The 13,338-nt window shown below is 70.6% G+C and carries 13 protein-coding genes; 8 read left to right on the plus strand and 5 right to left on the minus strand.

Annotated features, from left to right (window positions below):
- The first annotated feature begins 230 nt into the window (after positions 1-230).
- The gene (locus ACF1A5_RS33135; RefSeq protein ID WP_392196549.1) at positions 231-2,741 is read left to right on the plus strand and encodes an FHA domain-containing protein; all 2,511 of its coding nucleotides are present in this window, start codon (positions 231-233) and stop codon (positions 2,739-2,741) included.
- A gap of 129 nt (positions 2,742-2,870) precedes the next feature.
- Here the strand turns inward: ACF1A5_RS33135 and ACF1A5_RS33140 are convergent, their stop codons facing one another.
- Positions 2,871-3,608: a transglycosylase SLT domain-containing protein gene (locus ACF1A5_RS33140; protein WP_392196550.1), complete on the minus strand. Its 738-nt coding sequence runs from the start codon at positions 3,606-3,608 to the stop codon at positions 2,871-2,873.
- Between the two features lie 603 nt (positions 3,609-4,211).
- Here ACF1A5_RS33140 and ACF1A5_RS33145 point away from each other — a divergent pair.
- From ACF1A5_RS33145 to ACF1A5_RS33155, 3 genes are all read left to right on the plus strand, one after another.
- Entirely contained in the window at positions 4,212-5,357 is a 1,146-nt protein-coding gene (locus tag ACF1A5_RS33145) for a GAF domain-containing sensor histidine kinase (RefSeq protein WP_392196551.1), read from the plus strand.
- The gene (locus ACF1A5_RS33150) at positions 5,350-5,991 is read left to right on the plus strand and encodes a response regulator (RefSeq protein WP_392196552.1); all 642 of its coding nucleotides are present in this window, start codon (positions 5,350-5,352) and stop codon (positions 5,989-5,991) included. Before ACF1A5_RS33145 ends, ACF1A5_RS33150 begins: the two co-directional genes overlap by 8 nt.
- A gap of 137 nt (positions 5,992-6,128) precedes the next feature.
- A complete protein-coding gene (locus tag ACF1A5_RS33155) occupies positions 6,129-6,374 on the plus strand; it encodes a chaplin (RefSeq protein ID WP_392196553.1) in 246 nt (81 codons plus the stop codon).
- Positions 6,375-6,703: 329 nt separating this feature from the next.
- Here the strand turns inward: ACF1A5_RS33155 and ACF1A5_RS33160 are convergent, their stop codons facing one another.
- A complete protein-coding gene (locus ACF1A5_RS33160) occupies positions 6,704-7,489 on the minus strand; it encodes a hypothetical protein (protein ID WP_392196554.1) in 786 nt (261 codons plus the stop codon).
- A 151-nt stretch (positions 7,490-7,640) separates the two neighbouring features.
- Here ACF1A5_RS33160 and ACF1A5_RS33165 point away from each other — a divergent pair, with 151 nt between their 5' ends.
- From ACF1A5_RS33165 to ACF1A5_RS33175, 3 genes are all read left to right on the plus strand, one after another.
- A complete protein-coding gene (locus tag ACF1A5_RS33165) occupies positions 7,641-8,438 on the plus strand; it encodes an ABC transporter ATP-binding protein (protein ID WP_392196555.1) in 798 nt (265 codons plus the stop codon).
- A gap of 53 nt (positions 8,439-8,491) precedes the next feature.
- Entirely contained in the window at positions 8,492-8,923 is a 432-nt protein-coding gene (locus ACF1A5_RS33170) for an NfeD family protein (protein ID WP_392196556.1), read from the plus strand.
- A gap of 141 nt (positions 8,924-9,064) precedes the next feature.
- On the plus strand, positions 9,065-10,024 hold the full coding sequence (locus ACF1A5_RS33175) for an SPFH domain-containing protein (RefSeq protein WP_392196557.1): 960 nt from the start codon (positions 9,065-9,067) through the stop codon (positions 10,022-10,024).
- Positions 10,025-10,084: 60 nt separating this feature from the next.
- On the opposite strand, the gene ACF1A5_RS33180 is transcribed toward ACF1A5_RS33175, so the two are convergent.
- The 3 genes from ACF1A5_RS33180 to ACF1A5_RS33190 all read right to left on the minus strand — a co-directional run bounded on the left by ACF1A5_RS33180 (position 10,085) and on the right by ACF1A5_RS33190 (position 12,140).
- The gene (locus tag ACF1A5_RS33180; protein WP_392196558.1) at positions 10,085-10,591 is read right to left on the minus strand and encodes an HNH endonuclease; all 507 of its coding nucleotides are present in this window, start codon (positions 10,589-10,591) and stop codon (positions 10,085-10,087) included.
- Positions 10,592-10,755: 164 nt separating this feature from the next.
- Positions 10,756-11,295: a YbhB/YbcL family Raf kinase inhibitor-like protein gene (locus tag ACF1A5_RS33185; RefSeq protein ID WP_392196559.1), complete on the minus strand. Its 540-nt coding sequence runs from the start codon at positions 11,293-11,295 to the stop codon at positions 10,756-10,758.
- Between the two features lie 62 nt (positions 11,296-11,357).
- Positions 11,358-12,140: a sporulation protein gene (locus tag ACF1A5_RS33190; RefSeq protein WP_392196560.1), complete on the minus strand. Its 783-nt coding sequence runs from the start codon at positions 12,138-12,140 to the stop codon at positions 11,358-11,360.
- Between the two features lie 139 nt (positions 12,141-12,279).
- On the opposite strand from ACF1A5_RS33190, the gene ACF1A5_RS33195 reads away from it, so the two are divergent.
- A complete protein-coding gene (locus tag ACF1A5_RS33195) occupies positions 12,280-12,930 on the plus strand; it encodes a DNA-3-methyladenine glycosylase (protein ID WP_392196561.1) in 651 nt (216 codons plus the stop codon).
- Positions 12,931-13,338 lie beyond the last annotated feature (408 nt).

Here is a 13,338-nt window from a genome sequence, read left to right on the forward strand (position 1 = left end):
GCGACGTGGCCGTCGCGCATGTCCCCCTCGCGGGGGAATACCACTCTCCGGCCCGGTTTCAACCCCGTCAACGGAAACAGTTCGAGCGCGGCCGCGGCTCGTCACGCGGCCGATCACGAGGCCCGACTTCCGGTCAGAGGGCGGAGCCTGGAATAGTTCCCCACGATGTTCGACATCCCTAGACTCCCTGTGTTGGGGATTATTCGGGGGACAACTCAGTGGGGCATGGAGTGCCGGAACTCGTACTGGAATCAAACGGACGCACCTGGACGCTCGACCCGTCCAGGCCATACACCCTCGGACGCGATCCGCAGGGAGACATCGCCTTCGACGACGCCAGGGTCTCCTGGCGCCACGCCACGGTCAGCTTCAACGGCCGCAGTTGGGTCATCGAGGACCACGGCAGCACCAACGGCACGTTCGTGCGCGGCCAGCGGGTCCACCAGCTGGAGATCGGCCCCGGCACGGCGGTGTACCTCGGCAACGCGACCGACGGCCCGCGGCTGAACCTCAGCGGCGCCGCGGCCCCGGTGGCCACGCCGCAGGCCCAGCCCCAGCAGCCGTACGCCGCCCAGGGTGCGGGGGCCGGCTGGGCGGGGCAGACGCCGGAGCATCGGGCGCCGCAGGCCGGTTGGCAGCAGCAGGCGCCGAACGCGCCGTCGATCCCGCAGCAGCAGGGCCCCGGTGGTGGCGCGGGGGCGCCGCCGGTCTACGGCGACCGCAGCCCGACCACGTTCCACCAGTTCTCGCTCGGCCGCGTGATGCGCATCGGCCGCGCCCTGGAGAACGACCTGGTCGTCTCCGACCTCCAGGTCTCCCGCAACCACGCCGAGTTCCACGCCACGCCCGACGGCCGCATGGAGATCCGCGACCTCGGCTCCCACAACGGCACGTACGTCAACGGCCAGCCGATCCCCAAGGGCGGCTCGGTGCAGCTGGGCCCGACCGACATCGTCGGCGTCGGCCACTCGACGTTCCGGATCGTCGGCGACCGGCTCGAGGAGTTCGTCGACACCGGTGAGGTCTCCTTCTCGGCCCGTCACCTGACCGTCACGGTCGACGGCGGCAAGCAGATCCTCAAGGACGTCTCCTTCGGCGTCCCGGAGAAGTCGCTCATCGCGGTCATCGGACCGTCCGGTTCCGGAAAGTCGACGCTGCTCAAGGCGCTGACCGGGTACCGCCCGGCCAACCAGGGCGACGTCCTGTACGACAACCGCAACCTGTACAAGCAGTTCGCCGAGCTGCGTCAGCGCATCGGTCTGGTCCCGCAGGACGACATCCTGCACAAGGAGCTGAGCGTCAAGAAGGCCCTCACGTACGCGGCCAAGCTGCGCTTCCCGGCCGACACCACGGCCGCCGAGCGCGAGGCCCGCATCGACGAGGTGCTGCGCGAGCTGAAGCTCGACATCCACAAGGACAAGAAGGTCACCTCCCTCTCCGGCGGCCAGCGCAAGCGGGTGTCCGTGGCCCTCGAGCTGCTCACCAAGCCGTCGCTGATCTTCCTGGACGAGCCGACCTCCGGCCTCGACCCGGGCATGGACCGCGACGTCATGCAGCTGCTGCGCGGCCTCGCCGACGACGGCCGTACGGTCCTGGTCGTCACGCACTCGGTGGCCGAGCTGGCGATCTGCGACAAGCTCCTGGTGATGGCGCCGGGCGGCTCCGTCGCCTACTTCGGCCCGCCGGAGGAGGCGCTGAACTTCTTCGGCTACGACAGCTGGGCCGACGTCTTCTCCGCCTTCGAGAACTACCGCGACTACGACTGGGCGGGACGCTGGAAGGGCTCGCAGCACTACCAGATGTACGCCGCGGACATCGACGCGGTCGCCCCCCAGTCCCTACACATGCCTCCGCCGCAGGCGATGAAGCCGCCCAAGCCGCAGGGCTGGGGCTCGCAGCTGCTGACGCTGATCCGGCGGTACGTGGCGGTCATCGCCTCCGACAAGGGCTTCCTGGCGCTGACGGTGATCCTGCCGGCGGTGCTCGGCGCGGTCAGCCTGCTGATCGACTCCGACAAGGGACTGCTGGTCAACCCGGTCAACCCGCGCACCGGCGTGCCCATCCCGAACGGCACGGCGACCACCGTCCTGCTGATCCTCGCGGTCGGCGCGTGCTTCGCGGGCGCCGCGAACTCCGTGCGTGAGCTGATCAAGGAACGGGTCATCTACGAGCGGGAGCGCGCGACCGGCCTGTCCCGCTCGGCGTACCTGATGTCCAAGGTGGTCGTGCTCGGCGCCGTCACCGTGCTGCAGGGCCTGATGGTCGGCGTGATCGGCTTCTCCAGCCGGGAGATCCCCGGCAAGGGCCTGATCCTGGGCAGCGCGACGCTGTTCGAGCTGTGCCTGCCGATCATGGCGCTCGGCTTCACCTCGATGATGTTCGGCCTCGTCATCTCCTCGCTGGTGAAGACCGCCGAGAAGACCATGCCGCTGCTGGTCATGTTCGCGATCATCCAGGTCGTCTTCACCGGCTGCCTCTTCACCCTGAACGGCACCGTCGGCGTCAACCAGTTCTCGTACCTGATGCCGTCGCGCTGGGCGGTGGCCGCCGCGGGCACCACGCTGGACTTCAACAACATCGCCCCGAACGCGGACGACCCGACCAACACGGACCCGCTGTGGGACCACCAGGCCTCGGCCTGGGGCCTCGACATGTTCGCGCTGATCGTGCTCGGCGTCGTGTGCGGCTTCCTGGTGGCGCGCTTCCTGCGTCGCCACGAGCCGGAGGTCATGCGCAAGTAGCCGCGCGTGCGACGCCCGGACCACGGCGGAGGGCGCCCGCACGACAACCCGTACGACGCGAAGGGCGGCCCCCGACGGGGTGCCGCCCTTCCGGCGTCTTCAGCGAGTCCTCAGAGGTCCGCGCCGACCTCAGTACGCGCTGTTCACGTTGTCGATCGAGCCGTACTTGTCGGCCGCGTAGTTGGCGGCGGCGACGATGTTGGCGACCGGGTCGTAGATGTTCGCCGACGTGCCGGTGACGCGGTACGCCTCGAAGGTGGGCGGGATCACCTGCAGCAGGCCCTTCGACGGGATGCCGTTGACGGCGTTGATGTCCCAGTCGTTGATGGCGTTCGGGTTGCCGGAGGACTCACGCATGATGTTGCGGTGCAGGCCGCTGTAGGAGCCCGGGATGTTGTGCCGGTCCATGATGTCCAGCGCCTGCTGGATCCAGCCGTTGAGGTTGTTGCCGTAGGTCTTGCCGGCGGCGGCCGGGGCCATCTTCGGGCGCTGCGCGGACCGGGCGGCGGCCGCCTTGGCCTTGCGGGCGGCCTCGGCCTTGCGGGCGGCGGCGGCCTTCCTCGCGGCGGCCTCGGCCTTCTGCTTCGCGGCGGCCTGGGCGGCCTGCTTCTTGGCCGCGATCGCCTGGACCTTCAGGCTGTCGTCCGCGAGCTGGTCGGTGACGCTCGCCTTGACGTCCTTGATCGGCTCGGAGCTGAACTTCACCGGTGCGGGGGCAGCCGCCTCGGACGTCGTCGTGTCGGCCTGGCTGGGCGCGGCGGAGAAGGCCAGAGCGGCGGCACCGAGCGTGGCGGCGCCGGCCAGGGCGACCTTGTGGGCCCGGTTCAGGGAACGACTGCGGCGGCGAATGTGGAGCTTGTCGAGCATGGCGAAGTAGACCTCGTGGGGTAGCGCGGAGGTCGCTCTCCGGACTGCGGGGGGCCTGGCCCGGCCCGCACGAAGTGGGTCCCGAACCCACTGCGCTGAGCGACGTGAGCCATTCTTAGCGGCGGCAAAAACACGAGGCAAAGGTGTGATGTACGAAGCGCGATAGTGGATCGCGAACGGACAAAACGGGACAGACGTGGGTGTCTGTCCCGTTCATCGGGGGTTCGCGCGTCTCCTACGTCCGTTCGTACGTGATGTGCACCCTATGTGCGTCCTCACATCGGACCGGCTCGGCTCTCACCGGCAGTTGCCGGTGCAACGCACTGCGTGAGTGGCGCGACCGCCTCCCGCAGCGGCTGGGGGCCTCCTGTGCCGCTGCCGCTCTCGGCGGCCCCCTGCCCCCGGTCTCCCGCCCCGGGCACTCCGCGCTCCGGTGCCACGACGGGATCCGTCCCTGACACGGCTGCCCGGATCACCCCGTCGGAAACACGGGGGTGTACGGCCCGGACCGGGCCCCCGGCCTTGGGTCCTAGGTCCAGCGCCCCGGGCCGGGGCCGCCCCGGGCCCGATCTCGGGAGCGCACCCCGCCGGTACCGTGAGGGCATGAGTCACGGCCCCCGGTCCGGCCTCGCCGCGGTGAGCTCCGCGCTGCTGGCCATGAGCAGGCACCTGGAAGTGCGCGACGTGCTGAAGACGATCGTCGCCTCGGCCCGTGAGCTGCTCGACGCCCAGTACGCGGCCCTCGGCGTCCCGGACGACCACGGCGGCTTCGCCCAGTTCGTGGTCGACGGCGTCAGCGACGAGCAGTGGCGGGCCATCGGCCCGCTCCCGCGCCAGCACGGCATCCTCGCCGCGATGCTGCACCAGGACCGGGCCGAGCGCCTCGCCGACGTGCGCGCGGACCCACGCTTCGAGGGCTGGCCGGCCGCCCACCCGGAGATGTCCGACTTCCTCGGCCTGCCCATCCGCGACGGCGACGAGGTCATCGGCGCGCTGTTCCTCGCCAACAAGAGCTGCCCGAAGCCGGAGGGCAGCTGCGGCTTCACCGAGGAGGACGAGGAACTGCTGTCGATCCTCGCCCAGCACGCGGCCATCGCCCTCACCAACGCCCGCCTCTACGAACGCAGCCGCGAACTGACCATCGCCGAGGAGCGCTCCCGCCTCGCGCACGAACTGCACGACGCCGTCAGCCAGAAACTGTTCTCCCTGCGCCTGACCGCCCAGGCCGCCGCCGCCCTCGTCGACCGCGACCCGGCGCGTGCCAAGGGTGAACTCCAGCAGGTGGCCGCGCTCGCCGCCGAGGCCGTCGACGAACTGCGGGCGGCCGTCGTGGAGCTGCGCCCCGCAGCCCTCGACGAGGACGGGCTGGTCGCCACCCTCCGCACCCAGATCCAGGTCCTCGACCGCGCCCACACCGCACGCGTGACCTTTGCCGCCCGCGCCTTCCGCGCCCTGCCGGCCGCGCAGGAGGAGGCCATGCTCCGGGTCGCCCAGGAGGCCCTGCACAACGCGCTGCGCCACTCCGGAGCGGACCGTGTGGACGTCACCCTGGACCGCCACGACTGCGGCGCGGTGCTGCGGGTCACCGACGACGGCGGCGGCTTCGACCCGCACGCGGTGCGCAGCGCCGGACGCCACCTCGGCCTGGTCTCCATGCGGGACCGGGCGAGCGGGGTCGGCGGCACCCTGACAGTGGATTCGGCGCCCGGCAAGGGCACCCTGATCGAGATGGAGGTTCCCGGTGGCTGACGCGATCAGGGTGCTGCTCGTCGACGACCACCAGGTGGTCCGCCGCGGACTGCGCACCTTCCTGGAGGTGCAGGACGACATCGCGGTCGTGGGCGAGGCGGCGGACGGTGCCGCGGGCGTCGCCCTGGCCGAGGAGCTGAGGCCGGACGTGGTCCTCATGGACGTCAAGATGCCGGTCATGGACGGCGTGGACGCGCTGCGCCGGCTGCGCGAACTGGACAACCCCGCGCGGGTGCTGATCGTCACCAGCTTCACCGAGCAGCGCACCGTGGTCCCGGCCCTGCGCGCGGGTGCCGCCGGCTACGTGTACAAGGACGTGGACCCCGACGCGCTCGCGGGCGCCATCCGGTCGGTGCACGCGGGGCACATCCTGCTGCAACCCGAGGTGGCGGGCGCGCTGTTGTCCCAGGACGAGACCAGTTCCGGCCAGGGCAGGGGCGGTTCGCTCACGGACCGGGAGCGAGAGGTGCTCGGTCTGATAGCGGACGGCCGCTCGAACCGCGAGATCGCCCGCGCCCTGGTGCTCTCAGAGAAGACCGTCAAGACGCACGTGTCGAACATCCTGATGAAACTCGACCTGGCGGACCGCACCCAGGCCGCCCTGTGGGCCGTACGCCACGGGGCGACCGGCTGACCCGGAAGGTTCCGCTCCGGGCTGAGATTCATACCGTCGTGGGAATGTCCCCCGGATGGCGCATCCTCCGCGGATCTCCGCCGTTCTCCAGTGCGTGCCGCGGTGATCGCCGCGGCAGTCACCAGGAGGGGTAAGAAGTGAAGAACCTGAAGAAGGCAGCGGCCGTGACGATGGTGGCCGGCGGGCTGGTGGCCGCCGCCTCCGGCATGGCCTCCGCCACCGACGGCGCGTGGGCGTCCGGCAAGGCCGCGGGCTCCCCGGGCGTCGTCTCGGGCAATGTGATCCAGGCCCCGGTCCACATCCCGGTCAACGCCGTCGGCAACACCGTCAACGTCATCGGCGCCCTGAACCCGGCCTTCGGCAACCTGGGCCTCAACCACTGACCTGCCCCCCGCACCACCGTCGACGCCCCGGCCTCCCGGCCCCACCCGGGAGGCCGTCCGAAGGCGCGCTTCCAGGCGCGGGCCGCCATATTCAGCCCGTCCGCCGCATTTCCTTCCAGGCGGGCCCGCGCATTTCAGCCCGTCCGGCGTGAGGACGAGAGGTCCGGCGCGGCCGAGGTGCCCTTCCAGGCGGGGCCCGCCGAATTCAGCCCGTCCGGCACTTGAGGACGAGGCCGTCAAGGCCGAAGCGGGGGCCCGGGGGCGGCAGCCCCCGGAGAGGCCCACACCAACCCCGCCCACCGGACACCCAAGCCCACAAAGGCGACCCCCTACCGCCCAGCCCCCCTCCCCTCCACAACGGAGTTGTACGCCGCCACCTGCGCCCGCCGCGCAGTCCGCTCCACCGGCCGCAACGCCTCCGTCCGCGCCCCCATCTCGGACGCGCTCACCGCGCCCCCGTGCCCGTTCTCGGCGGCCAGCGTGATCAGCAGCCCCACCCGTCGCGCCAGCTCCAGCACCCGCACCGCCCGCGGCGGATACCCCGGCGCCAGCACCTCCCGCCCCCGCCCCGCCCGCGCCCGGTACGCGTCGATCGCCGCCTCCGCCACCGGCCCGGACCCGGCCACGTCCAGCCGCGCCAGCACCTCGGTCGCCTCCCGCAGCGCCTCCGCCAGCTCCCGCTCGGCCTCACCCAGCGACGGCACATCCGCCGGCGGAGCCTCCCGCACCGGCAGCACGTGCCAGACGACCTCGGCGTGCACGTCCCCGGCCGGCCCGGCCTCGTAGGCCTCCGGAACCAGCCCGAACGCGGCCCCCTGGCAGATGACCGCCTCCTCGGCCTCCAGCGCCCGGGCATTGAAGTCCGGCGGGCCGCTCAGCCCCAGCGGATGCCCCGGCGCGGGCAGCGCCACCCGCAGTCCGCTCACCCCCAGCGTCCGCAGCCGCCCCAGTGCGAGCGTGAGCCCGACGGGCGCCTCCTCACCGGGCAGCCCCTCCACCCGGTGGACGGCGTCCTCACCCACGATGGCGAGCACGGCGTCGTCCGGCGAGACAAGTCCGGCAAGAAGGGCGTTTCCCCAAGCGGCGAGACGTCCAGAACGCGGTTCCGAGTGCATCCCCCCACCCTAAGGACCGGACCGATGGAACGGCCCGGACGGCCAGTGGCGTAGATTTCTTCGAGGGCTGCGCCCACCGGCGCGGCGGACCGAGCCACAGGCGTACGCGACCAGCCGAGACCGGCACACTGCAAGGGGAGACAACGCGCTCATGAGCGATGTTCTGGAGCTTCAGGACGTATCCGTGGTCCGGGAGGGCCGGGCTCTGGTGGACCAGGTCTCCTGGTCGGTCAAGGAGGGCGAGCGCTGGGTCATCCTCGGCCCGAACGGCGCCGGCAAGACCACCCTCCTGAACGTCGCGTCCAGCTACCTCTACCCCAGCAAGGGCACCGCCACCATCCTCGGCGAGACCCTCGGCAGGCCCGGCACCGACGTCTTCGAGCTGCGCCCCCGCATCGGCGTGGCCGGCATCGCCCTGGCGGAGAAGCTCCCCAAGAGCCAGACCGTGCTGCAGACCGTGCTGACCGCCGCCTACGGCATGACCGCCGGCTGGCACGAGGACTACGAGGAGATCGACGAGCAGCGCGCCCGCGCCTTCCTCGACCGGCTCGGCATGACCGAGTACCTCGACCGCAAGTTCGGCACCCTCTCCGAGGGCGAGCGCAAGCGCACCCTCATCGCCCGCGCCCTGATGACCGACCCCGAGCTGCTGCTCCTCGACGAGCCCGCCGCCGGCCTCGACCTCGGCGGCCGCGAGGACCTCGTGCGCCGCCTCGGCCGGCTCGCCCGCGACCCCATCGCGCCCTCGATGATCATGGTCACCCACCACGTCGAGGAGATCGCCCCCGGCTTCACCCACGTCCTGATGATCCGCCAGGGCAAGGTGCTCGCCGCCGGCCCGCTGGAGTTGGAGCTCACCTCCCGCAACCTCTCCCGCTGCTTCGGCCTCCCGCTCGTGGTCGAGCAGGTCGGCGACCGCTGGACCGCCCAGGGCCTTCCGCTGTCCTGACCCGGACCCCTCGCGCCCTGTCCGCGGCACAGCCCGCGCCCTACCATGACCATGTGAACGACATCGACGCATGGGTGTGGTGGCTGGTCGGCGCGGCAGCGCTCGGAATCCCGCTCGTCGTCACCGCGATGCCGGAGTTCGGCATGTTCGCGGTGGGCGCGGTCGCCGCCGCGGTCGTCTCGGGCCTCGGGTTCGACCTCGTCGTCCAGGTGCTGGTCTTCGTCGTCGTCTCGGTCGCCCTCATCGCCGTCGTCCGCCCCATCGCGGCCCGGCACGACAGGCAACGCCCGCAACTGGCCACGGGAGTCGACGCGCTGAAGGGCAGGCAGGCCGTCGTACTGGAGCGCGTCGACGCCTCCGGAGGCCGCATCAAGCTCGCCGGAGAGGTCTGGTCGGCCCGCGCCCTCGACACCGGCCGCGCCTACGAGGCGGGCGAGGAAGTGGACGTCGTGGACATCGAGGGGGCCACCGCCATCGTCATGTGACCTCGCGCAACGCGGGCACAGCACAACTGAACCGAACACCCCACGAGGCACGCGACGGTCTGTCAGACTCGACCAGCAAGATCTTCAACAGCCATAAGATCTTCCGAAAGCGCCGAGGCGGAGAAGGGGACGGGCACGACGATGGAACCGGTCATCATCGTTCTGATCATTCTGGTGGTGTTGGTCTTCATCGCCCTGATCAAGACCATCCAGGTCATCCCGCAGGCGAGCGCCGCCATCGTGGAGCGCTTCGGCCGCTACACACGCACGCTGAACGCCGGCCTCAACATCGTGGTGCCGTTCATCGACACCATCCGCAACCGCATCGACCTGCGCGAACAGGTCGTTCCGTTCCCGCCGCAGCCGGTGATCACCCAGGACAACCTGGTCGTCAACATCGACACCGTCATCTACTACCAGGTGACCGACGCCCGGGCCGCCACCTACGAGGTCGCCAGCTACATCCAGGCCATCGAGCAGCTCACCGTCACCACGCTCCGCAACATCATCGGCGGCATGGACCTGGAACGCACCCTCACCTCCCGCGAGGAGATCAACGCGGCCCTGCGCGGAGTACTCGACGAGGCCACCGGCAAGTGGGGCATCCGCGTCAACCGCGTCGAACTCAAGGCCATCGAGCCCCCGACCTCCATCCAGGACTCGATGGAGAAGCAGATGCGCGCCGACCGGGACAAGCGCGCCGCGATCCTCCAGGCCGAGGGTGTCCGCCAGTCGGAGATCCTGCGCGCCGAGGGTGAGAAGCAGTCCCAGATCCTGCGCGCCGAGGGTGAGGCCAAGGCCGCCGCCCTGCGCGCCGAGGGCGAGGCCCAGGCCGTCCGTACGGTCTTCGAGGCGATCCACGCCGGCGACCCGGACCAGAAGCTGCTCAGCTACCAGTACCTCCAGATGCTGCCGAAGATCGCCGAGGGCGACGCCAACAAGCTCTGGATCGTGCCCAGCGAGATCGGCGACGCCCTCAAGGGCCTGTCCGGCGCCATGGGCAACTTCGGCCCCCTGTCCGGCAACTCGGGGGGCGGCAGCGGGTCCTCCGGCACCGGCGGAGCGGCCGCCGAGCGCCGCGAACGGCCGTCTATCGACTGAGCACCCGCACACGACCCGGGGCCCGCCTTCCTCCCGAAGGCGGGCCCCGCGTCATACGGTTCACGCGGCCGGCTGGGCCAGCCACCCCGGCAGCGAGTCGAAGTCGTCCCGCCCCAGCGCCAGCAGCATCGCGTCCGCCGGCGTCGGCTCGAACGGCTGCCGCAGCAGCGGCATCCCGGCCTCCTCCGGAGTCCGGTCCGCCTTGCGGTGGTTGTCCTCCGCGCACGAGGCCACCGTGTTCAGCCAGGTGTCCTGCCCACCGTGCGACCGCGGCACCACGTGGTCCACGGTCGTCGCCCGCCTTCCGCAGTACGCGCACCGGTGCCGGTCGCGCACCAGCACACCCCGCCTCGACCACGGGGCTTGTCTTCGGAACGGCACCCTTACGTACCGGCAGAGCCTGATCACCCGGGGCGCGGGGATGTCCACGTCGGCACCCCTCATGCGCAGTACGGGGTGGGCCTGCTCGACGACGGCCTTGGCCTGCAGCACCAGAACGACGGCTCGGTTCAACGTCACCGTCGACAGCGGCTCGAAGCTCGCGTTCAGCACCAGCGTGTCCCGCATCCAGCCCACCTCCCGTGTGCACCTGCCCACCCCCCGGCGGGCTTGGATCAACTCTGGACGGGCGCGCCGAGATGGACAACGCAATAAAAAATGCCCGCCTCCGATCACTTCCAAGACCAGAGGCGGGCAAACGTTCCATGAACGTCGTTCTGCCGGCGAGTGCGTCAGCCTGCGGCCGGGTTCTCGTACTCGCCGATGAGCTGGGCGCGCGCCAGCGCGTGGAACCTCAGATTGAAGCCCACGACCGCCGGGGAGGCGTCCGCGTCCGGACCGAGCTTCTCCTGGTCCACGGCGTACACCGTGAACACATAGCGGTGCGGCCCGTCACCGGGCGGCGGCGCGGCCCCGCCGAACTCCTTCGTCCCGTAGTCGTTGCGCGCGTGCACGGCGCCCTCGGGCAGCCCCTCGAACTTGCCGCCGCCGGCACCGGCCGGCAGCTCCGTCACCGACGCCGGGATGTCGAACACGACCCAGTGCCAGAACCCACTGCCCGTCGGGGCGTCCGGGTCGTAGCAGGTCACGGCGAAGCTCTTGGTCTCCGACGGGAAACCCTCCCAGCGCAGGTGCGGCGAGGTGTTCCCCGCCGCGTGGACCTGAGCGTCCTTGAGCGTCGCCCCCTCGTGGACGTCGTCGCTCGTGACCGTGAAGGACGGCACGGGCGGATGGAAGTCGTGGGGGAGCGGCCGCCTCTTGAGCTCGGTCACCTCGGTACCTCCTGATCGGTGTCTGAGTGATCCCGGAACAGCGGAATCATCAGCTCCAGAGCCTAGAACCAGTTGCGCCTGCTGCCGACCTCGGCGATCCACTGGTGCACATACGCCGCCCAGTCGGTCCCCTGGTAGTCGTGCAGACCCACCTGGAACGACCGGAAGGTGTCGCTGCCCTCGCTGAACAGGCCCGGCTTCTTGTCCATCTCCAGCACGACGTCCATCGCGTGCTCGTCGGCCACGAAGCTCAACTCGACCTGGTTCAGACCGCGGTACTGCGACGGCGGGTGGAACTCGATCTCCTGGTAGAACGGCAGCCGCTGCCGCGTGCCGCGGATGTGACCGCGCTCCATGTCCGCGTTCTTGAACCGGAAGCCCAGGCCGATGAACGCGTCCAGGATCGCCTTCTGCGCCGGCAGCGGATGCACGTTGATCGGGTCCAGGTCCCCCGAGTCCACCGCACGCGCGATCTCCAGCTCCGTGGTCACCCCGATGTGCATGCCCCGCAGCGCCTGCCCGTCGATCATCGTGACCGGCGTCTCCCACGGGATCTCCAGCCCGAACGGCACCGCGTGCACCGCGCCCGCCCGCAGCTCGAAGGCACCGCCGAGCCGCACCTTGGTGAACTCGATGTCCTGCTTGTACTCCTGGTCGCCGCTCTCCACCTCGACCTTGGCCTGCAGCCCGACCGAGAGCCCCTCGATCTGCTGGTCGACGGACCCGCCCTGGATCCGCACCTCGCCCTGGACGACACCGCCCGGAACGACGTTCACCTCGTTGAGCACCGTCTCCACGGAAGCCCCACCGGCCCCGAGGCTCGCGAGCAGCTTCTTGAACGCCATGACTCTCCCTTTACGTGTGGATCCCTGATCCCTGTAAACGCGATCCGGCCGTGCCCGGTTCCGCCGCCCACACCCTTGCAAGGGGAGCGTCTCCCGACCACCCCTTGACCCGCACCCGTCTGGACTACGCTCGGAAACCATGATCGCGCCCTCGGACCGTACGCCCCTGCCCAGAGAGTTCTTCGACCGCCCGGTCCTGGATGTCGCCCCCGACCTCCTCGGCCGCGTCCTCGTCCGCACGACCCCGGACGGCCCGATCGCGCTCCGCCTCACGGAGGTCGAGGCCTACGACGGCCCGAACGACCCCGGCTCGCACGCCTACCGCGGGCGTACGCCCCGCAACGAGGTGATGTTCGGCCCGCCCGGCCATGTGTACGTCTACTTCACCTACGGCATGTGGCACTGCATGAACCTGGTGTGCGGCCCCGAAGGCCGGGCCGCCGCCGTCCTGCTCCGCGCCGGCGAGATCGTGGAGGGCGCCGAACTGGCCCGCCCCCGCCGGCCCGCGGCCCGTAACGACAAGGAACTGGCCAAGGGACCGGCCCGGCTGGCCTCGGCCCTTGGCGTGGACCGGACCCTCGACGGCACCGACGCCTGCACGGCCGGCGTCACCCCGCTGCGCATCGCCACCGGGACCCCGGTCCCCTCCACGCGGATACGCAGTGGACCGCGCACCGGTGTCTCCGGGGACGGCGGCAACGGGGAGATCCACCCCTGGCGCTTCTGGGTCGCCGACGACCCCACGGTGAGCCCGTACCGGGCCCACGCGCCACGCCGCCGTCGAAGTTGACTCGCGCTGGGAAGGTGCGTAATGTAGCCCGAGCCGCTGAACCGGGTACGGCGATCGCCTGCAGCCGGAGCGGCCACCCACTACCTACGACCACCCCTTGGCGGGGTCGAATTCGGCGTGCCCGCATGCCCGAATTCGAACGCGCGGGACCCGATTATGAGTCCCCGGGGGAATCGGCTAACGTAGTGAATGCCGAAAGGCCGACGGGTGAAAGCCCGGAAGCCCACAGCACCTGCCAATATCCCGCCTCGGCGGGATGGCGCCGAGGAAATCGGGTCGGAAAGATCTGATAGAGTCGGAAACGCAAGACAGTAGGGAAGCGCCCGGAGGAAAGCCCGAGAGGGTGAGTACAAAGGAAGCGTCCGTTCCTTGAGAACTCAACAGCGTGCCAAAAGTCAACGCCAGATA

The sequence above is a fragment of the Streptomyces sp. NPDC014864 genome (genome assembly GCF_043081525.1).
GTDB lineage: Bacteria > Actinomycetota > Actinomycetes > Streptomycetales > Streptomycetaceae > Streptomyces.

Bases quoted from the DNA above. Each gene is read 5' to 3' on its own strand.
- ACF1A5_RS33140 (WP_392196550.1), bottom strand. From the start codon at position 3,608: ATGCTCGACAAGCTCCACATTCGCCGCCGCAGTCGTTCCCTGAACCGG.
- ACF1A5_RS33145 (WP_392196551.1), top strand. From the start codon at position 4,212: ATGAGTCACGGCCCCCGGTCCGGCCTCGCCGCGGTGAGCTCCGCGCTG.
- ACF1A5_RS33160 (WP_392196554.1), bottom strand. From the start codon at position 7,489: ATGCACTCGGAACCGCGTTCTGGACGTCTCGCCGCTTGGGGAAACGCC.
- ACF1A5_RS33165 (WP_392196555.1), top strand. From the start codon at position 7,641: ATGAGCGATGTTCTGGAGCTTCAGGACGTATCCGTGGTCCGGGAGGGC.
- ACF1A5_RS33175 (WP_392196557.1), top strand. From the start codon at position 9,065: ATGGAACCGGTCATCATCGTTCTGATCATTCTGGTGGTGTTGGTCTTC.
- ACF1A5_RS33180 (WP_392196558.1), bottom strand. From the start codon at position 10,591: ATGCGGGACACGCTGGTGCTGAACGCGAGCTTCGAGCCGCTGTCGACG.
- ACF1A5_RS33190 (WP_392196560.1), bottom strand. From the start codon at position 12,140: ATGGCGTTCAAGAAGCTGCTCGCGAGCCTCGGGGCCGGTGGGGCTTCC.
- ACF1A5_RS33195 (WP_392196561.1), top strand. From the start codon at position 12,280: ATGATCGCGCCCTCGGACCGTACGCCCCTGCCCAGAGAGTTCTTCGAC.